This is a genomic window from Alcanivorax profundi (assembly GCF_003597125.1).
In the GTDB taxonomy this organism is placed as follows: Bacteria; Pseudomonadota; Gammaproteobacteria; order Pseudomonadales; family Alcanivoracaceae; genus Alcanivorax; species Alcanivorax profundi.
The window spans coordinates 1-434 of the sequence record NZ_QYYA01000128.1 but is presented as its reverse complement, the minus strand read 5'-3'; the positions used below and the strand labels follow the sequence as shown (position 1 = coordinate 434).

Below are 434 nucleotides of genomic sequence, written 5' to 3'. Positions count from 1 at the left end.
GGTCGAGCAGGGCTCAAGACCGGTCGTGGATGGGGTCAAAAAATCCATCAAATCTCTCCCTTTTTGACCCAGGAGGGATCCACCTTCTTCAAGTCAGCCAGGTTTCTACAAACCTCAAACTTGCCCTTAATCAAATCCTTGGTCATCATGTCTGACTCATTATCGTCTGTGTGGACCTTCTCAAGCTGTAACACCTTCTGTTCCAAAGTATCCCTGATCCAGTGATACCGAACCTCTATGTGCTTCGATTTGGAATGCTGACTTGGATTCTTGCTCAAGTGTATAGCACTCTGACTATCGCAATAGACCACGTGCCCCTCCTGCTTTAGGCTAAGTTCCTGTAGGAACCTCTTCATCCAAAGCATCTCTTTACATGCTTCTGTGACTGCAATGTACTCGGCCTCTGTCGTCGACAATGCTACGACCCTCTGTAG

The 434-nt window shown here is 47.7% G+C and carries 1 protein-coding gene; it reads right to left on the bottom strand.

Annotated elements, in window-relative coordinates:
- Positions 1–47: 47 nt before the first annotated feature.
- The coding region (locus tag D4A39_RS18085) for a Ty1/Copia family ribonuclease HI (protein WP_233552534.1) at positions 48–434 on the bottom strand (387 nt) is incomplete at its 5' end.